Here is a 20359-nt window from a genome sequence, read left to right on the forward strand (position 1 = left end):
CTGGTTGTTTTGTTCAGTTTTCAATGATCAATGTTTATCGCCGTCTCTCAAAAGCGACCTCCTAAATATAACATTTTCATAAAAGTAAGTCAACACTTTTTTATAAAAATAATTTCTATTCGTTTTAGAAGTCATCACTTATTAATGCGACTTGAATAGAATAACACGGATATCGCGGTTAGACAACTGGTAATTAATGTAACGAAATTGTATATTATGATTGAATAGACTTTATACTATAAAAGAGTGCAACAGAGTAAAATTTCTTACTTTTGAATTGCAGCTAACTCTTTAGATAGCAACCAGACACTTTTGCAATTTAGAGATGATCAGATTGTTTCTTTCTCTTCTTTTAACCTCAGAAGTCTTTTTCTAAACTACAATATCGTATTAATTCTTCCTATATAATATTTTCCCTCTTATTCAGTTTTATTCTCTTTATTTATTACATACCTCCCTGATCGAGCCAATGTTTTGATGCCATGATGCTTTCTTAACTTCAAAACTCACTAATCCTGCCAGCGTTTTGATGCCATGACGCCTTCTTATCATCATAACTCCATGAGCCAGACCAAATTTTAATAATATAAAACCAGCTTCTTTGTTTAGTACTATTATAGAAAGAAAGTGTTTTTACGTGCTTAATCCCGTAAGGTAATCACAAAAAGAATCCGCACTGATTTTTCGTGTGAAAATCGTCCGGATTCTATAATTTCTCATGATTCTTCTATATTTATTTCACTGTTTGACTGACTAGGTCTTCCAGCATTTTCTGAACTTCTTCTCCTATTTCTTCATTTTGAAGAGCGAATTCCAAGGTTGTTCGCACAAATCCCAGCTTCTCTCCTACATCATATCTTTTTCCTTCAAAGTCATAGGCAAATACACTTTGAGATTCATTTAATTGTTGAATCGCATCTGTCAATTGGATTTCTCCACCTGCACCTAATTGTTTTCGATCAAGATATTTCATTATTTCAGGAGTCAAAACATAACGACCCATAATCGCTAAATTGGAAGGAGCTGTTCCTTTCTCCGGCTTTTCAACAAATTGATGTACAGAATAACATTTTCCATGCTGTGCTGCAGGATCAACAATACCGTAACGATGCGTGACATTCTCCGGCACTTGCTGCACTCCAATAACAGAGTTGCCCAAGTCTTGATATTGATCAATCAATTGTTTGAGGCACGGGGTTTCTGCTTGTACAATATCATCGCCTAATAAGACCGCAAAAGGTTCATCACCAATAAATTTCCGGGCACACCAAACTGCATGTCCTAATCCGAGCGGCTCTTTTTGACGTATATAGTGGATTTCGACAGATGCTGGCTGTTTCACTTTTTCTAATAATTCCAGCTTTCCTTTTTTCAACAAATTGTCTTCCAGCTCAAAATTGTTATCAAAGTGATCTTCAATGGCACGTTTCCCTTTCCCTGTCACAATAATAATATCCTCTATGCCAGATGCTACTGCTTCTTCTATTATATATTGAATTGTTGGTTTATCGACAATTGGGAGCATTTCCTTTGGCATTGCTTTTGTAGCCGGCAAAAATCTGGTTCCAAGCCCTGCTGCAGGTATGATCGCTTTTCTTACTTTTTTCATTATAAATTATCCTCCATAATGGTGATTTTGTATCATCATATAGATTTTATCAAGAAATTATGATAAATATAATAATTTACAGTGAATTTATTGTTAAAAAAATAGCATTCGCTTCTCACTCCAGCGAATGCTTAATATTACCGAACGGCCAATACCGTTGCCCAATGATAATCAATATATTAGAAACTTCCTTTAATGATCGTTTCTTTCAGTGACCGGCGATTTGATGGCTTTTCTCGTTCCTGATAAGCCTCTTCCAGAATACTTATATCATCCTGGTAGCCTATCGCGATAAGGGCATGAACATCATACTGGTCTGGAATATTCAAAAGTTCGCGAGCCTTATCTTTGTATATCCCACCCATCGCGTGTGTGATAAGTCCGTTTTTCCATGCTTGCAGTGATAAATAGCCCCATGCAGTACCAGCATCAAAAGCATGAGCACCCCCTGCTTCTGTATCGGAAAGTAAGAGAGCGTATACTGGTGCAGCCTTGCACCATTTTAAATTACCTTCCATTATAAACTGGTTAAATAGATCCTTCTCTTCTTTCGTACTCGCGATCACAAAACGCCAAGGCTGTTTATTACTAGCTGAAGGGGCCCAGCGTGCTGCTTCAAAAATACTCATTAATACAGCTTCTTCCACTTCTTTCCCGGAAAAAGCTCTAGGTGACCAGCGATTTATAAACATTTCATCGATTAAATAATCTGCTTTACGAAAATCATTCACATTCAATTTATCCATAACTATTCCTCCTCTGCTTTCTTTATTATAGGAGATGAATTGATCAAGTTCAAAAGATTGGACCGAATCACCTATTGCGGCAGATTTCATACATTATAGCGAGGAGGTATGGGTATGCGCACATTTTTTTCTTTTTTTACTATTATGTTTTTAGGATTTTTAATCTTTATACCAACATTGCTTTTCATCGTCCCATTTATAGGTATAAAGGTCTTCCTTGTTATCATTATTTTATTCATAATAGGATTCAGTTTGGAATTATTTAAGTCTTTTTTATGACAAAAAGTAAATTTTTTATAAAAAAAGAAGGAAAAAGAACTATTATGTCGAAAAAAGTATATAGTGAATTTATAAATTAAAGAAAAGAGGTTGATGACGTGTTTCATTATGGTAAATTAATTAGAGATTACCGTAAGAGAAAGCATATGACACAGAAAGAACTGGCTATCGCAAGCAACTGTTCCTATTCCTATATCAGCAAAATTGAATCAGGTAAAATCGAGCCACCAAAGGATCTGATTGTAAAAATATCAGAAATACTGGAAATTAAAGAATTACAAGATAACTACACGACCTCTCCTCAATTGGCGGACAAGCTAATAGAATGGCATCATACCATCAATGAACACAGAATCTTTAATGCGGACAAGCTGTTTAAAGAACTGAAACCTCATTTCCCTTTACATCATATCAATTTAAACACACATTACTATATTAACCTTTTCCGCCATTTCTTACTTCGTTTTGACCATGCCCAAGCTAAACTCTTATTACCTAGAATCCTTGACTACACGAAAACTCTATACAAACAGGAATTATATATTTGTTATAAATCCCTCGGATATTATTTTCTTCTTGATAATGATATCAAAAAGGCTTTACATTATTTGCAGCTGGCACGAAATACGGAAGATGTTTCAATAAATGAACCTGAAATTCATATATACTTTGCCATTATACATATTTACTTAAATGAGCCTGCTCATGCAGAGAATGAACTGATGGAAGCAAAAACTTATTATGAAACTCAAGTGGATCCGATCAATCATCTTCTATTTAAATATTTACTTACTTTTCCTGACATCCTGCGCCATAAACATGACAAAGTCGTTAGTTCATTAGAAAAGATTCTGTCGCACTCTGTTTATCATTCCTTCCAAATAAAATATGAATTAATCTATTTCACATTAGGTTATATTTATATTGAAGAAAAGCAATTTAATAAAGCGATTTCAATATTGAGAAAAGCCATAACTAAAGAAAAAAATCCACTTTTTAAAGTAAAATATATCTACTTCCTTGCTATAGCGTATGCTTATAATGGCCAAAAAAATGAATCCCTTGATTATATCCAAATTGGAATCGGGCTGAAATCAAACAGAAAATACCAGTATTGGCTCTATATTTTAAAAAAGATTATGTCAAATAAACTGTGTACAGAAGAAACGAGCTTATACATCCATAAAAATATGCTTCCATACTTTACGAATACAGGCGACCAGCCTCAAATAAATGAATGTCACTTATTACTGTCGATCATTTATCACAAAATGAATCATTATAAAAGAGCTAACTCCCATTTATTTAATGTTGTGAATGGTTTTCAACTGGCAGAATTAACGGAAAAGTATGAAGTATAGCCATGTTGCCAGTTATCTCCACACATATAATTACCGGGTTGTTTGATACTGTTAACATAGGAGGTGTGAATGATGGCGAAAGATGTGAAATGTGAAGTGAATAATTGTAAATATTGGATGAATGGAAACAGATGTCGAGCCAATATGATTTATGTTGTCAGCCACACAGGTAAAAGCGCTTCAGATGTGCAGGAGACAGATTGCCATACATTTGAAGCGAAAGTCTAGCCTTAAATTAGAATGACAGGACCTCACAGACAGGTTATATGTTTTTACCATCAATCGTGCCTTCTTTATTGACCACAGCTAACATGTTTCATTAGCTGTGGTTCTCTGCTAATTTTTCTCTGTGATCATTTTGTAGACCTTCTGGATTTCCTCCTCATTGAAAATGAAATAATAGGTATCATCAATGATTGATCCGCTTCCCTGCAACATATAGCTAGTAAAATTATTTCTAGTGTCACGGTAATCAGCCATTAAATCAAGCATATGATGAAATTTCATATTTGTTGTCACATTATCACCAAGTACATTAATTACATCATTTATCTTCGTAATTGATTGAAGACTTATCCCTTTTTCCACTATTGCTCTGATTACTTGACGCTGCCGTTCTGTTCTGCCAAAGTCCCCAGATGTGTCTTCTTTCCTCATTCTGACGTAGCCTAATGTATGCATTCCATCCAAGTGCAACTCACCTTGATGATAATGAAATCCGTCACTTCCATGCCAGTCAAGGTCATTGTTCACAGTGATTCCACCAAGTGCGTCAACTAGACCTGACAAACCGTCCATGTTCATTTTTATATAGAAATCTAATTTTATACCAAGAAATTCTTCGACTGTATCAATCGACATATCCACCCCGCCAAAAGCATAGGCATGATTAATTTTATCCTGAATTCCTTTTCCGGAAATCTCTGTTCTAGTATCCCTTGGAATACTGATTAATTGCATCTGATTATGCTGCGGATCTAAAGTCAGCACCATTACTGCATCAGACCGCCCTCTATCATCTGTCCTTTCGTCTACTCCTAACAAAAGAATATTCAAAGATTCTCTTGCGTCGATTTTCTTATTTGTCAGTGTTTTATCAATAGCCACAACTTCTTTATGTATCTTTTCATTTACCGTACTTTTCGCATTGTGATAAATAGAATAAACATAACTGCCGCCTGCCAGAACTGTTATCAAAACAATCCCTATTACAACCCATAACCAAAAAGTGGACTTCTTCCTTTTACGTTGGTTGTTCACACTGGTTTCTCCTTAATATGGAAATTTTTGATACTTATATTATAGCACAAGTAAAAAAAACCGGGCATATTATTTGGAGAAATAGTTGTTTTAACTGATCTGATCTAAGGCTTGTTGCATAAGCTGATTCTCTCGTGCCTTTTTAAGTGATTGATACGTGTCATAAACTGTTTGTGCTTCACTCTCTGTGTACCCATTGCTTTCCAATTCACTCACTAATTGATTATATATTTGATTAAAGACAGCATCTGTATTTGCTTCTAAACGAGCCGCAGCAGACTGATATTTCTGAAATAAATATGTATAAGAGACATTATCACCTGATTGCTTCTTGTTACTGTATTCCGAATAAGCATAGGAAACTAACTCATTCAGTCTGACCTCAGCCTGACTCTGCAGTGATGTAAAAGCAGGCTCGTATTTAGCCACAATCCTCTCCGCTGTTGGTTGCATTCCAGCCGCCGGTGTACTGTCCTGATTCCCTTTTTGTGCTGAATTGTCCCCTTCTTCACTTGTCACAGATTCCCCTGATGAAGATTCGTTTTCATTTTGATTCGTATCACTTGGAATTTCTGCAGCGTAGGTTTCCTGCATATTCGCTTCTGATTTTTGATCAGGTTGTTTTGTTGACCCTTCATTATTTTCCAGATTGGCTGGATCATTTGTTGAATGTGGAGGTGTTGCCGACTCAGGTAATGTTATCTCATATTCATTATCAATAATGTTATCTACTTGCTCATCTTCAATGTCATACTCTTTGATGAAAAGAAAATAACAAAGCAGCCCTACTCCTACAATCACTAATCCCAATAAAGAAAACAGAATCTTTTTCCACACATTCATCACTCCCTGAATCACCGCCACTCTATTATAGAATCCATCAGAGAGACAGCCTTTTAATTAATTTCAAGTTTATTACCAGCTCAACCATCTATTATATCAATGGGTTTTTATATCCCCCACTTACCATCTTCTTGTTATTCGATACTTTTCGATTAGGGGTATTACATATGGTTAGCGCTGTGATAAAAAAATAGCATAATATAGTTGTTTATAAAGATATTGTACTATATTATGCTGACGAAATTAAATGAATTTATGTAATTTTTGTAAAAAAATGAAGAAAGTTCATCTCTCATTTGAAATAGTCCGGCGACTTGTTAACAGATAGACAAAAATTCCTGAAAACACCCCTAAACTATCGATAAAAACATCCGTAATCTGGGCACCGCGCCCAATTATAAATAACTGATGCATTTCATCCAGTACAGCATACGAGATGCAAATGGTTATAGTGAGAAATACATGCTGTATGAGGTGAGAACCTTTCCGGCTTTTTTGCAGCGCGTACATCACCAGCAAACTGAAAATAAAATAAATAAAAAAATGGGCAAACTTGCGAATTTTACTGTTAAGTCTTACATCTTGCGCGTTTGACACATCAGGAAAGATATTCTCTGCCAGATTTATGATAAAGTGTGTTACCCCTGTACTAAGCTGATTCGAAGTTGTGGCTGGTTGATGTGACAGATAAAAGATGAATCCCATACATACAATAACCGCTATCCATGATAAATATTTATACAATGAATTCTCCTCATTCCGGGCGATGTGATAGATACTCCAACTTTGAACTGTAGTGATTTTATGCCATTCCCGCTATCCTGTTACTCTTTAAGGGGAGCAATAGGATATTCCAATCATTTCTAATTTACTAAATCTGACCATATCTTGTCTACTTATTCCGTCTATTTTTTTCCAACAAAAAAACTTATCACCCTTCATTACCATGAGAGAGTGATAAGCTTTCTTTACGGACTGCTTTTTAATTCAGTATAAACAATATAACGATCTGGCGCATCGCCAATATAATCAAATGGGTAGCAGGTTGTCAGTGTCAAAGTTTCATAATCCTTTGGCACTGCAACTGAGCGGTCGTCAGCACTTACAATTTCAAACCCGACAGCTTCATAAATGAAATCACCATATTTTGTTGAAAAAGTAATTTCATCACCAACTTCCAGATGCTCTAATTCGCGAAAGACAGTGTCACGATGACCACTTAAAATAACATGTCCACCTTGCCCCGGAAGCATTGTCCCCATCATATGGCCAATACCTTCCTTTAATTCTTCTTCCCGCGTACCTTGCACGACAGGATAGCTTAAGTCTAGAGACTCAATATTTAAAGCGCCAAGGCTTTCACCCGGCTTCGGTATGGTGTCCCAATAGTCCGTTTTAAACACTTTTTGTTTATTTTCCGGCTTATAAGGCATCACTACCGTTTTTGAAAGATGGACAGTTGATTTCGTCATCTCCCAGCCAAAAATAGCAACTACAGAGATACCTGATACGATAAATAAAATGGGTATACCAATTAATACCCATTTTATCAATTTGCGTTTTTTTGACTTGCCTGATTCTCTTCTTTTCATTCCCATTTTAAACAGCCCAATCTTGATTTAATTATGAAAATTTGCGAGCTAATCTGACAGCAGGGAATAATGCTACTAAACCTAATGCTAATAATACACCGCCAATAGCAATAGCCATAGGCATATCTGTAGCCGTATTAGGTAATTGTGATTCCGGCATTGGTACAAATGTTTCTGATGATTGTAATTCTTTTGCAGCTGCTACTGCATCTTCCAAAGCGCTAATTTTAGTGGCTAAGCTACCTGCACTGATATCTTCAATGGAAGGGTCATATGACACAAGTTCATTTCCATCAAGATCAGTTACTGATAAACGTAAACTTGATGTATCAACATTTGCTAGATTTGTAGTAAAATCGATAACATTTCCATTTCCGTCAACTAAATTGATTACTAAATGCGCTTTCTGTGCACTGTCATTTAATAGAGCAGCAACAGTGTTACGGTCAGCATCTGATAATTCTTCAGGTGATGATACTCCCGCAAGAATAGTTTGTGCTTCCTCTGCATTTGCTACGATGCTTTCCAATTCAGAATCTGTAATTCCTGCTGTTTGAAGGTGTGTATAAAGATAGCTGATTTCCTGGTCATCTGCAATGTTCATTGTTGCAACTGCATCTACAAGTTCCTGTGCCGCATCTTGTTCATCAGCAGATAAACTGGCAAGTGGAGTAAATAGAGAGATTACGAGAATTGCTAGAGATACTATTAGGCCTTTTTTCATTGTCTTCATTACTTTAAATCATCTCCTTTTTCAATTTGATTCCATTATATCAGACTAGTATTATAATTTCAGCAAATATTGTCAACAAATGTCTGATTATTGTGTAATTATATTGTTCAGTCTAGTCCTTACCCCTTTCTTACCTTTTCCACTACTGTATTTCTTTCCCTAAATAACTACCAGTTTAACTATTTTTTTATAATTTATAGAATATTTTCTACCTTCAGAAATCCTGAAGAGATCTTCCACTTTTCTGTAAAAATATATTCCCTTCCATTCGCAACCTTACAAAGCAGTGTCAACTCTTCTTTTCCGAAATTGACTTGGAGTAATGCCAACTTCTTTCTTAAATTTCCTCGTGAAATTCGCAACATCGTGATAGCCAATTCGCTTTACGATCTCCTTAATTGGTAAAGAGGAGTCTAATAAGAGCCGCTGGCATGCTTTCATTCTCATATCCCAGATAATCTGGGTGAATGTGTAGCCTGTTTGTTCTTTTATGAAACGGCTGGCATAAGGCACAGATAAGTTTAAATAGACAGAAAGCTTTTCCAGACTCAAATCAGGGTTATTAAATTCTTTTTGTAAGTACTCCATTAACTGGTGACTTAACATATGGTGGCTGTTACGTTTTTTCTGATTTATTTCTTTACAGACAGAGACAGCAATTTGATCAAGCATCTGTTGCAGCTCATCAATTGATTGGAATGTGAAAAGCTGTTTAACAGATGTAACATCATACAGGATATTATGTTCTGCTATCACTTTCAACATTGTATTGATTAAATCGTATGCCATTGCCCTTGTCATATCAATAGATGCTTGAATAGAGATAATATATTTGATAATATCCGTTATTGTTTCATCTGCAACGATATAATCTCCTTCTTTCAAACTTTGCGATAGCTTTACTTGCAAATTCATCGGAAACCATGTTGCGGAATTGTTTTGCTTGGCGATCTTTTCAAAATAAATACAGCTGCCTTGATTCGTGATCCGTGCATATTCCATTGCAGCTTTTGCTTCCACAAAGGAACGGTTTACCTTATCCACTCCATTGTAGAGTTGACCGACGCCAATAGAGATCCTTGTGTTGCTTGGAATTTCTGCTTTTTTCGTGAGAGCATCAACATAATGCTGTTGATCCTTCTCATCTTCTAAACTGACGATATAACAATAACTGTTATTGTCAGGAAGCTCCAGGCCATAACTGACTACATCTTTATCCATTTCCTCTTGCGCATAAAGTATCGAATCCGCATTTTCTCCAGATTGGGAAACCAGTACAACAAAAATATAGTTACCTGGAAAAACCACACCAACATCAGCTAACATTGATGTTAATTCATGTTTATTTTCATTTTCTATTTTGCCTGTCAGCAACTGTGACAACAGCTGATCTTTTACATATGGAGCCTGGTATGCCACTTTGGTGTGCAGCTTTTCCGTTTTGTCTGACATAAACAAAATAGACTCACGTAAACTGGTAAGTTCATCTCCTGCATGTTTACCCAGCTGACTGGAATGGATGAGGTGTCTTGATTTTAATAGATTCACCAAGTTCTTCAAAGGCATATATTGATGTCTTGTGACAATCGTGATAATAATAAGTCCTGCAATTGCAATCGTTACTAGAATGTAAACAATTGTTTTCTGTAAGTGATTCAGCTGCTCAAAAAACTGATTTGTCGGTATAGCGGTAATAAAACTCCATCCCGTTAAATCGGAACGAATAGAAATAATAGAGTAATTTTCCCCACCGATACTTTTATGAATAACTTCCTGTTCTTTGTCAGCCAATTGCCTTATTTCTGCCGGAGAAACCGGGAAACTATCATTTGGTGATGCAACTGAATTTCCGTTATGATCAAAAATATAATTTGCCCCATCAAAATCTCCCAGCACCTGATCTACCAGGTGATGATAAGACTTTTCTCTAAGAAGGAAAACTACCTTTCTTCCATTGAAATGCCCGCCCCCTGAAGCGATAGGATAGATGTAGGAAACAACCTGCTCACCAGAAGAAAGCCGATATTTTTCGAAAACTGGCACATTACTTTTTTGTACAGCCATTCTAAACTGATTTACAGCATCTTCTTTTATGTCGAATGTTTTTTGTGCATATGTGTCAAAAGCAGCTGTTCCTCTCGATGTATAAATATAGGGATGATCGTCGATATAGATAAATAACCCATCAATATTAGAATTATTCGTATCATATTTGGATAATTGCTGAATCGCTAATTTGCTTTCATAAGGCTGCTGCAGCTTGAATGCCGACATTTTATTGTCATTCGCAATATTTGTCGCAATGCTTTGCATATCCTTTATTCTCGTATCAGAAATATCTTTCACTTGTTCCAGTTTACTGAGATTGGATGTGATAATTTCTTCTTCTATTATAGTTGTGGCTTCATTGGAAACAAAATAACTAATAAAAATAAATGGAATAAAAAAGATAATAAAATAAGATAGAAAGTACTTATAAAACAATTGTGTCCTTTCTTGCAGCAGTGAGCGCATGTTAATTCCCGCCTTGTTACTATGTATTTTATGGATTTACATTTGAAAATGATAGATTCTTACCTTTGCCAAGAATTGCCGGCATTCTGATAATTTTCTTCAGCTGGTATGTTCTATTTTATAAACAGCCAAGATTGGCAAATGGTCAGACGACACTGTATCGATAACCGCTCTCCCTATACAATCCAGCTCGGTTGAATGGCACAAATAATCAATCCGCTTTTGCGGTGAACTTGTTGGAAAGGTTAGTGCACTGGAATCTTGAAAACTATCCAACAGGTTGCTCTGTTTCAGATACATTTGTAATGTTTCATCAGTTGGCAGTACATTGAAGTCACCAGCTAAGATCACCGGCCCAGACATAGGAAGCAGTATCTGCGAGATTTTCTCGAATTGCAATTCCCTTTCTTCCTTATCCAGCCCCAAATGTGTATTGAAAATATGAACAGATGATTCTCCAAGCTTTATTTCTGCATATAACAATCCTCTTGGTTCATTTCCTAAGTCAGGCAGAGGATAATTTTCATAGTAAACGATCGGATGTTTAGTTAAGATTGCATTACCAAACTTTCTATTTTCGCTTCTTCCCTCTATTGGTGGAAGATCGATATTTGCTCCAAACCGGTATGTCATCTGAAGTAATTCCCCTAGTTTCTTTATTTGATTTTGCCATTCACTTCTGTTCCCAAAATGACAATCAACCTCTTGAAGTGCAATAATATCTGCATCAGCACGTTTGATTGCTTCAGCAATATTTTCCAGCTCCAGACTACCACTCTCATCTGCTCCATGATGGATATTAAAGGACAATATTCTCATTAAAACCCTCCGTTCTGTTTTCCCTTAGTGCTAAACACCCTGATAAGTTTCGCAAATGATCAGTGGAGCAAAAATCCCCCTCTGATCAAAGGCTCACTTTATTTTTTCATTATATCTGATCCAATAATTAGAATTGTTAACAGAATGTAAAAAAATATTAATAAATACATCCTCTTTTCTTTTTTTGCAGATAGAAAAAATAATAGAAGGTGAAGCTCCTCCAGCCTTCAGCTGTTGCATTGTCCAGTTAACATCTAATTAACATATTAAGAAATACATACTGGCTAAAGACTACATATAGAAATGAAATATGCTCGTGTGATAGAAATAGGATACCGCCATTTGTCGAATGAAGGGTTCAAAAAACTATCTTGAACAAACCATTAGACAATCTGCCATGGCGTTATAACAAGGGAGGTTAAGTGAAAGTGAAAAAATGGTTACTGGTTTTTGTTATTGCTGCGCTTTGTTTTATGGCAGCATGTAGTAATGAAGGGAACGCAAAAGAAGATGAAAAAGAAGAATCCAATACGACAGCCAATATAAACGAAACAGGCATGCCGATTGTGAATGAACCAATTACATTGCAATTTATGGCTCGTAAATCACTTGCTGAAGATAATGGAGATGTTCTGATCTGGAAAGAATACAGCAAGATGACCGGAATCAATGTAGAGTGGGAAATCGTTCCAAGATCCGGAATCGATGAAAAAAGAAATCTTGCCCTTGCCAGTGGGGATATTCCCGATGTGTTCTACCAAGCACATATGCCAAACACAGATTTATTAAAATACGGCAAGCAAGGCGTTTTTTTACCATTAAATGATTTGATTGATGAGCATATGCCGAATTTAAGCAATCTGTTAAACGAGTATCCTGAGATTAAGAAGGGTATCACTTTCCCTGATGGAAACATCTACTCTCTTCCAATGATTTATGACCCTGAATTCACTTCCGTTATTGTTGGTCATAAGCTATGGGTAAGACAAGACTGGCTAGAAAAGTTGAATATGGAACAACCACAGACAACAGAAGAATTTTATCAATATTTAAAAGCAGTGAAAGAAACAGATTTGAACGGGAACGGCAAGCAGGATGAAGTTCCATATGGTGCTACACAAGTTTCCGGGCTTATGGCATGGTTAAAAGGTGCATATGGTGTCGGAAACAGAGGTGGAAATCATCCATTTATCGATATGGATCCAGATACCAATGAATTACGTTTTTATCCTACTACAGATGAATACCTGGAAATGCTCAAGTATATGCACCGATTATTTGATGAAGGACTCATTCAGGAAAATATTTTTACAATCGAAGGGAATCAGGTTCAGGCAACAGGTGCAGAAGGCTTGTATGGAAGTACTGTGACAACAAGCCCTGAAACACTATGGGGAGAAGCAGGCAAAAATTATGTCGGGATGACTCCTCTAGAAGGACCAGCTGGTTTAAGATCTTATCATAATATGCGCTCACCTCTAGGCCAAATGGGGAACTTTGTTATAACAAATAAAAATCAGCACCCTGAAGCAACAGTCAGATGGATGGACCATTTCTACGGTGATGAAGGAACAAAAATGTTCTTTATGGGAATTGAAGGAGAGACTTACACAGAGAATGAGGATGGATCTGTGGAATATGTAGATAAGATTAAAAACCCTGAAGAAGGGATCACTTTCGAGCAGGCACTGGGCGATTATGTAACATGGTTAGGCGGTGGATATCCTGGAGTTGTGAAAGAAAAATACTTCCAGGGTGCAGAAACATTGCCATCTTCCTTAGAAGCAACGAAGAAAATCGAACCATATATGATCGATGAAGTGTGGCCACTATTTACTTACACGAGAGAAGAAAATCAGAAAATCGCTTCATTCGGAGCAGATATCGAGAAATATGTTAATGAAATGAGAGACAAATTTATCACAGGCGCCGCTTCATTCTCCGAGTGGGAAGAATATGTACAAAATATCGAACAAATGAACTTGAAAGAATATATGGAAATTCAGCAGGCAGCTTATGAGCGATACAGCGCAAACTAGAGAGTAATTACCGGGGAATCATTTTATTGATTCCTCTTCTTTTTTACCCTGGTATAAGGGTTTTTATGTTCATAATAAGAATGACATAGTAAGCAAAGACCACATATTTAGATGATATTGATAGATGGTGAATGAATGGACAGAGTTTGAGGCAGGTTTTGATTTAGTGATAAGATATTCACCTGCATAAGATTGGGATGGGAACAAACATTTACTTTGCTTGTTCCCATTGTCTTATATTATTTGACAGATCCACTTACTAATCCTTCACTACACAGGTTCTCCTAAAATTCACAGTTATTTTAACCTCTATTCCCACAATCTCCTCGTCATCCGTTAGCATGCTTTTTCTCACTTCTCCATACAATCACCCGTTGTAAAACAATAAATAATAATAATAATGCGCCAATGGCAATTTTTGTCCACCAAGAGCTAAGGGTGCCTTCAAATACAATAATTGTTTGGATTATGCCAAGAATAAGCACGCCTACTACACTTCCCGCTACATAACCCGCGCCTCCAGTTAAAAGGGTACCTCCGATGACAACTGCTGCGATCGTATCCAGTTCCATCCCATTTGCATGCAAACCATAACCTGAAAGCATATAGAAGGTAAAAATTAAACCTGCTAAGGAGGCACAGAATCCGCTCAGGGTATAAATCAGTATTTTCGTTCGTGCAACAGGTAGACCCATCAACATTGCTGATTGTTCACTTCCCCCAATAGCATAAACATTCCTGCCAAATTTAGTAAAATGAGCTACGAACATGGCAATAAAAACAACAATAAGAGCAATTACCACACTAATCGAAATAAAGTTTCCACCTGGAACAGGAATCTGGGAGTTTGCCATAAAGTTAAAGAATGGATGATCAATAGCAATTGTTTCCACACTAATCATATAACTAAGTCCACGGGCTAAAAACATACCTGCTAATGTGACAATGAATGGCTGTAAATTGTAAAAATGAATTAAAGCACCCTGAATAACACCCAGAACAGTACCTACCAACAAACTGATTGGTACGACGATAAATGGGGATAATTGTGCCTCCATTGTTAAACTTGCCGTTACCATACTTGTTAACGCGATCACTGATCCAACTGACAGGTCAATCCCCCCAGATACTATAACGAACGTCATCCCTACTGCTATCACAATAAGAAAAGCATTATTAATAAATAAGTTGAGAAAAACCTGTGTGGAAAAGAAGCCTGTATAGCGCAAAGAACCAAAGCTGAACATGAGAACAAACAGGGAAATGGTTGCAACTAACGGAAGCTGTTTATAATCTAATGATAATCGATTAATCATGATAATGTCACACCCTCTCTGCCTTTTTGTTCTCCTGTTGGCTTAACTTTACCAATGCCAAATACTTTTCGGCGAAACTCTGCAGATTGCAATAAACAAACAACCAGCACTACTAGCGCTTTTACAACCAGATTGGTTTCTGCAGGAACACCGATTGAATAAATTGTCGTTGTTAAGCTTTGGATAATCAGTGCACCAATAACCGTACCCATAAGATAGAATCGGCCACCCATTAATGAAGTACCGCCAATAACTACAGCTAGAATGGCATCAAGTTCAAACCATAACCCAGCATTATTACCGTCAGCACTCATAACATTGGATGATAAAATCAAGCCGGCAACTCCTGCGCATAATCCGGAAAACATATAGACCATTAACATAATATTTTTCGAATTGATCCCTGCTAACCGGCTTGCATCAGCATTTGATCCAACCGATTCGATAAAAAGCCCAAGTGCTGTTTTCCTCGTTAACAAAACAGCCATAAGAAAAACAAATGCTACAATAAAAACAGAGAAAGGCAATGTCAATAAATAACCACCACCAATAAAAGAATACGGCTCATAATATACTGTTGTAATTTGCCCACCTGTAATCAACTGGGCAATTCCTCTTCCAGCCACCATTAATATTAAAGTTGCCACAATCGGCTGGACACCAACTCTTGACACAAGCAGACCATTCCAGCCTCCCACTACTAAACAAATTATTAGCGAAAGACCAATCGCCATCCATAATGGCCCTGATCCTTCACTAGCAGTATCAGCTACTGTCATCGCACCTATTGCCCCAGACATAGCAATGATCGAACCTACACTTAAATCAATTCCTTTTGTTGCTATAACTAAAGTCATTCCAATTGATATCAAGATTAATGGTGCCCCGCGATTTAAAATATCAATCAAACTTCCTGTTAAATGACCATTGCGCAATTCTATCGAAAAGAAACTACGGTCAAAAAATAAATTAATGACAAGAATAAGTATTAATACAATAATTGGCCAAAATAGTTTTGTTTTCATCATTCCTTTCAACATTTCACATCCCTCCTGCCATCTCTTTCATTAAGTCCTGTTGCGTTAATTCACGATCATTATCAAACTCCTGCACTTTCTTTCGATCCCGAAGTACTGCTATTCTGTCACATGTTCTCAATATCTCCTCAATCTCAGATGAAATGAATAAAATTGACTTATTTTCTTTACTCAAATGTGTCATTAATTTCATAATTTCTGTTTTTGCCCCAATATCAATTCCGCGAGTTGGTTCATCCAAAATCAACAAATCAGGATTAGTGACAAGCCATCTTGCAAGCATTACTTTTTGCTGATTGCCGCCACTAAGATTCTTAATTAATTGTTCTGGATTAGCTGGTCTGATATTTAACAATTGAATATATTCTTCTGCAATCTTCATTTGCTTTGCTCTTGATAGATAACGAAACCAGCCATAAACACTTTGGATCGCCAGAATCATATTCTCTCTAACCGTTAATTCTGGAATGATCCCTTCTGTTTTTCGATTTTCCGAACAAAAACCTATCTTATTGAGAATCGCACTTCTTGGTGTGGTAAAGTGAACATCCTTCCCGTTTATTGTCATTTTTCCTTTATCTGCTTTATCTGCACCAAACAAAACACGTGCCATCTCTGTTCGGCCAGAACCTAATAATCCTGCCAGACCATAGATTTCTCCTTTGCGCAATTCCAGATCAAATGGACTAATCTTCCCATTTAACCCAACCTCGTTAGCTTGGAGCATGGATTCTAAAGTATCTGACTGACTTATATCTGTAGTTTTAGAAGAGATGGCTTCCAATTCAGCTAAATCTTTGCCTATCATTTTGGAAACAAGCTCCATCCGGTCGATTGCTTCTGTTTTATATTCACCGATCCACTCACCATTCCGTAATACAGTTAAGCGATCCGTAATTTCATAGATTTGATCTAAAAAGTGGCTAACAAAGACAATGGCAAGTCCGTCTTTTTTCAATTGTCTCATCACAGCAAAAAGCTGCTGAACTTCATCACGGTCCAAACTGGATGTTGGCTCATCTAAGATTAGAATTTTAGCAGATACATTAAGCGCACGTGCAATTGCAACCATCTGTTGAATTGCTACTGAATAGGAAGATAACAGCTTTGTCACGTCAATATTAAGCTGTAATCTTTCTAATAATTTCTCTGCATGCTGGTTCATCTCTTTCCATGCCAGTCTGCCGTATTTCTTTATTTCCCTTCCAATAAAAATATTTTCCGTTACAGAAAGGTTGCTGCAAAGATTCACTTCCTGATACACTGTGCTTATTCCAAGCTCCTGTGCCTTTAACGGGCTATTAATCGAAACCTGCTTCCCTTCAAGGGTAACGGTTCCTTGATCAATCGAGTACACACCTGTTAATACTTTAATTAACGTTGATTTACCTGCACCGTTTTCCCCCATTAGTGCATGAACTTCACCAGGATAGAGTGATAATTGCACATCAGAAAGAGCTTTCACACCTGGAAATTCTTTTACGATATTTTTCATTTCTAATTTCGCTAGCTGCTGAGCCAATTTGTCTGCCTCCCTCTCAAATCAGTAAGCCTAAAGCAAATCAGCATTGCTGTAGGCTACTTCATTGCATTATGGTTATTTTTTAATATTTACGTGTTGGCAGAAGCTCTTCTGCTTGATCCATTGTGTACATGCTTTCTTCTACTGCAATACGTTTTTCAATTTCTCCTCCAGCAGCATGCTTTTCGATTAACTCTACTAATTGCGGGCCGAACAATGGATTACATTCAATGGTTACATTCATTTTTCCATCTGCCATCGCTTCGAATGCTCCTCTTACAGCATCCACACCAATTATCTTAATGTCTTCACCTGGCTTTAATCCGTATTCTTCAATTGCCTGAATCGCACCAATCGCCATATCATAATTGTGAGAATATAATACATCAATATTTTCGCCATCTGATTTCAGGAAGGCCTCCATTACTTCTTTACCTTTTGCTCTAGTAAAATCACCTGTTTGCGATTTTATGATTTCAAACTTATCTTCTTTACTAACAATCTCTTCAAAGCCTTGTTTACGGTCAATCGCTGGTGCAGAACCAACTGTACCTTGCAATTCTACAATATTCACAGGTCCTTCCTGATCTGCCATTTCTTCCACTAACCAATTTCCTGCTTTACGGCCTTCTTCTACGAAATCAGAACCCAGGAACGTAACCCATAAAGAATCGTCATCAACATCTACGGCACGATCGACAAGAAACACTGGTATACCAGCATCCTTCGCCTCTCTTAATACTGTTTCAAATCCAGTTTCTACTACTGGCGAAAAGACAATTGCATCTACCTTCTGGGTAATAAAGGAACGTATAGCTTTAATCTGATTTTCTTGTTTTTGCTGCGCATCTGAGAATTTCAACTCATGACCAGCATCTTTAATTGCATTTTGAATCGATTTTGTATTAGCTGTACGCCATTCACTCTCAGCACCTACTTGAGAAAAACCTATTACTAATTTTTCAGCAGATTGATCATCACTTTCTTTTTCCTCTGTATCACTATTTGTTTCTTCCGGCTTAGTATCTTCCGCTGTCTGTTCTGTACCATTATCTGTATTTTCACCGTTTCCACTGCTTTCATCAGTAGAGCCACAAGCTGCTAACAATAATACTAGAAAGAATAACAACACAATTAATCCTTTAACTTTTAAAAATCTTTTCATTCGGATAACCTCCCCTTTTCTTCTCCAGTAATTAATGGTTCCACATTATTGTAAAACGCTTACATATAATTTGTAATAGAAATTCTTTTGAAAAAAATTAATTATTTATCAAATTTACTTTATAATGTTCAATATTTTTTGCTAGAAGTGTATTATTTTATAAAAAAGGTAAAATAGACTATTGAAAGTCTTTCCAATAAGTTAAACTATAGGAGAGTTAATGTTTGGAGAAATGTAGTTTTTCAATAAAACCATTAGTTAGGAGCGATTTTAATGAATGCGTTTACAAACCTCCGCAAATTATCCATTCGCTCAAAGTTTCTTATTTTATTTATTTTACTTTTCGTCTGGTTTGGTCTTATACAGCTTATACAGTTCTTCTTATTTATTAACTATATCAAGCAATACGACGATATAACAGAAACTGTTCATTTAACTAATTCCATTCATGGTGAATTAAGAGAACAATTAGAGGAAGAAATTAGAGATATTGTTTATGGAAAAGTATATTTTGAAGAGGGCAGACAGTATCTGATTTTATCTCAAATGAAGGAACATCTTAACACTGTTGCAAGAAAGGAAATGGCACAACCTTTTACAAAGGAATTGGTGGAGGTAAGGACAATTCTGGATACAACAACGGAATATGTCGATAAGCTAGGCATGCAAATAAAATCTAATGCACCTGCTGAAGAAAAATATATTACACAAGAGTATATTGGAATTGTCTCAGGTTTAATAAATGAGCATGTTCAGAAATTGCTGCAAAAAACCTTGCAGGAAAGTGAAATTCAAAAGGAGACAATGAAAGATAAAATCAACCGAGACATTGTTATAAGTATTACAGTCTACATATTATTAGTTGTGGTGACTTTTTTCATTATATGGATCACATCCAAACACATGTTAAAACCAATCTACTCTTTGCAGCACCTTGCCAGGGAAATCACCAAAGGAAATTTAAATGTCACGATAAACCCTGTAAAAGCAACGAATGAAATTGATGACCTTTATAACGGTTTTCTAGCCATGACCAATTATTTAAAACAAATTATTAGTAGAGTACAACATACAAGCAAGGAGATCATCCACACCTCCAGACAAATCAATCAAAGCACAGAAGAGAATCTTGCGGCTGGCGAACAAATGGCCTCTGCCAGTCAACTCATCACCCGCGACTTACAATCGCAGCATATACAACTAGAACAACTGCAACGTGAAAATGCAAACTTATTGCAAAAGCAACTAAGCTTTCAACAAAAGTTAAATCAACTTCCAGTGAAAAATACTTTCGTCAATGAACACACTTCCAATACCATCAACATGATCATTCAATTACAGAAAAATATCGAGGAATTCAAAACTCAAATCTCTCACTGTTTCACTAATATGGAAGTGATCGGAGCACTTGGAGAAGAACAATTAACTACAATCGAGGAGATTGCCGAAAACTCTGATAAGCAACTTGCCTATTTAGACCAACTTCAGAAGCAATTAAGGCAATTTACTATCTAAATGTAACCT

At 36.5% G+C, this 20359-nt stretch carries 17 protein-coding genes; 4 read left to right on the forward strand and 13 right to left on the reverse strand.

The features are described from left to right. Window positions 1–733: 733 nt before the first annotated feature. Together galU and F9U64_RS19920 are read right to left on the reverse strand one after the other, a co-directional pair. Window positions 734–1609: a UTP--glucose-1-phosphate uridylyltransferase GalU gene (gene galU / locus F9U64_RS19915; protein ID WP_153406651.1), complete on the reverse strand. Its 876-nt coding sequence runs from the start codon at window positions 1607–1609 to the stop codon at window positions 734–736. A 179-nt stretch (window positions 1610–1788) separates the two neighbouring features. Next, complete coding sequence (locus F9U64_RS19920) at window positions 1789–2355, reverse strand: nitroreductase family protein (protein ID WP_153406652.1); 567 nt, start codon at window positions 2353–2355, stop codon at window positions 1789–1791. A 377-nt stretch (window positions 2356–2732) separates the two neighbouring features. Between F9U64_RS19920 and F9U64_RS19925 the strand changes: the two genes are divergently transcribed. After that, window positions 2733–3995: a helix-turn-helix domain-containing protein gene (locus F9U64_RS19925; RefSeq protein WP_153406653.1), complete on the forward strand. Its 1263-nt coding sequence runs from the start codon at window positions 2733–2735 to the stop codon at window positions 3993–3995. A 72-nt stretch (window positions 3996–4067) separates the two neighbouring features. After that, window positions 4068–4223 (forward strand): DUF1540 domain-containing protein, encoded by a 156-nt coding sequence (locus F9U64_RS19930; protein ID WP_153406654.1) that lies wholly within the window; start codon window positions 4068–4070, stop codon window positions 4221–4223. Between the two features lie 108 nt (window positions 4224–4331). Here the strand turns inward: F9U64_RS19930 and F9U64_RS19935 are convergent, their stop codons facing one another. From F9U64_RS19935 to F9U64_RS19965, 7 genes are all read right to left on the reverse strand, one after another. Further along, window positions 4332–5255: an LCP family glycopolymer transferase gene (locus F9U64_RS19935; protein ID WP_153406655.1), complete on the reverse strand. Its 924-nt coding sequence runs from the start codon at window positions 5253–5255 to the stop codon at window positions 4332–4334. A gap of 90 nt (window positions 5256–5345) precedes the next feature. Next, on the reverse strand, window positions 5346–6092 hold the full coding sequence (locus F9U64_RS19940; protein WP_153406656.1) for a hypothetical protein: 747 nt from the start codon (window positions 6090–6092) through the stop codon (window positions 5346–5348). A 291-nt stretch (window positions 6093–6383) separates the two neighbouring features. Next, the gene (locus tag F9U64_RS19945) at window positions 6384–6842 is read right to left on the reverse strand and encodes a VanZ family protein (protein WP_153406657.1); all 459 of its coding nucleotides are present in this window, start codon (window positions 6840–6842) and stop codon (window positions 6384–6386) included. A 224-nt stretch (window positions 6843–7066) separates the two neighbouring features. Further along, entirely contained in the window at window positions 7067–7690 is a 624-nt protein-coding gene (locus F9U64_RS19950; RefSeq protein WP_153406689.1) for a class D sortase, read from the reverse strand. Window positions 7691–7721: 31 nt separating this feature from the next. Then, window positions 7722–8423: a hypothetical protein gene (locus tag F9U64_RS19955; protein WP_153406658.1), complete on the reverse strand. Its 702-nt coding sequence runs from the start codon at window positions 8421–8423 to the stop codon at window positions 7722–7724. 276 nt (window positions 8424–8699) lie between these two features. Next, window positions 8700–10937, reverse strand: a complete 2238-nt coding sequence (locus F9U64_RS19960) for a helix-turn-helix domain-containing protein (protein ID WP_153406659.1) — start codon at window positions 10935–10937, stop codon at window positions 8700–8702. Window positions 10938–11036: 99 nt separating this feature from the next. Further along, window positions 11037–11756 (reverse strand): endonuclease/exonuclease/phosphatase family protein, encoded by a 720-nt coding sequence (locus tag F9U64_RS19965; protein ID WP_153406660.1) that lies wholly within the window; start codon window positions 11754–11756, stop codon window positions 11037–11039. Window positions 11757–12184: 428 nt separating this feature from the next. Here F9U64_RS19965 and F9U64_RS19970 point away from each other — a divergent pair, with 428 nt between their 5' ends. Next, entirely contained in the window at window positions 12185–13795 is a 1611-nt protein-coding gene (locus tag F9U64_RS19970) for an extracellular solute-binding protein (RefSeq protein WP_228275813.1), read from the forward strand. A 329-nt stretch (window positions 13796–14124) separates the two neighbouring features. On the opposite strand, the gene yjfF is transcribed toward F9U64_RS19970, so the two are convergent. From yjfF to F9U64_RS19990, 4 genes are all read right to left on the reverse strand, one after another. After that, complete coding sequence (yjfF, locus tag F9U64_RS19975; protein ID WP_194287450.1) at window positions 14125–15111, reverse strand: galactofuranose ABC transporter, permease protein YjfF; 987 nt, start codon at window positions 15109–15111, stop codon at window positions 14125–14127. Continuing rightward, entirely contained in the window at window positions 15108–16151 is a 1044-nt protein-coding gene (locus F9U64_RS19980) for an ABC transporter permease (protein WP_228275814.1), read from the reverse strand. Before F9U64_RS19980 ends, yjfF begins: the two co-directional genes overlap by 4 nt. Before the next feature lies 1 nt (window position 16152). Then, window positions 16153–17670, reverse strand: coding sequence for a sugar ABC transporter ATP-binding protein (locus F9U64_RS19985; protein WP_153406662.1), 1518 nt, complete (start codon window positions 17668–17670; stop codon window positions 16153–16155). 82 nt (window positions 17671–17752) lie between these two features. Next, on the reverse strand, window positions 17753–18835 hold the full coding sequence (locus F9U64_RS19990) for an ABC transporter substrate-binding protein (protein WP_153406663.1): 1083 nt from the start codon (window positions 18833–18835) through the stop codon (window positions 17753–17755). A gap of 273 nt (window positions 18836–19108) precedes the next feature. Here F9U64_RS19990 and F9U64_RS19995 point away from each other — a divergent pair, with 273 nt between their 5' ends. Continuing rightward, window positions 19109–20350: a HAMP domain-containing protein gene (locus F9U64_RS19995; protein WP_153406664.1), complete on the forward strand. Its 1242-nt coding sequence runs from the start codon at window positions 19109–19111 to the stop codon at window positions 20348–20350. Window positions 20351–20359 lie beyond the last annotated feature (9 nt).

Source organism: Gracilibacillus oryzae (assembly GCF_009498735.1).
Lineage (GTDB): Bacteria > Bacillota > Bacilli > Bacillales > Amphibacillaceae > Gracilibacillus > Gracilibacillus oryzae.